Annotated in this window: 1 pseudogene; it reads left to right on the forward strand. The window is 50.6% G+C overall.

From position 1 onward, the window contains the following. Positions 1–424, forward strand: a pseudogene (locus AB4Z29_RS32410) (hypothetical protein); the annotation flags it as partial.

Consider the following 424-nt stretch of genomic DNA (forward strand, 5'->3'; position numbering starts at 1 on the left):
ACGGCTGCGAAATATATCACTGAGCCTGTATCGGCAGCACCGGCAGCAGCCACGATCACGGCAACGAACAACAAAGTAGGCGTAAGCGATACAGTGGTTGTTACAGGCCTAGTAGAAGGCGATGTAGTCAATGTCTACAAAGCAGCAACCGGCGGAGCAGCAATCGGAACAGCAACAGTAGCTGAAGATGCAACATCAGCAACGGTRACGATTGAACAGCTGGGCGCAACAGCAAGCAGCGTGTATGTGAGCGTKACAAAAGAAGGWCAGCTAGAAAGCGTAAGAACCGTAAAAGCGTACGATGCTGAAATCACTGCAGCACCAGCAGCAGCGACAATCACCGTAACAAACAGCCCAACAGGTGAAGCAGATACAGTTAAAGTAACGGGTCTAGCCGAAGGCGACATCGTGAATGTATATGCTG

This window comes from Paenibacillus sp. 2TAB23, assembly GCF_052115165.1.
In the GTDB taxonomy this organism is placed as follows: Bacteria; Bacillota; Bacilli; order Paenibacillales; family Paenibacillaceae; genus Pristimantibacillus.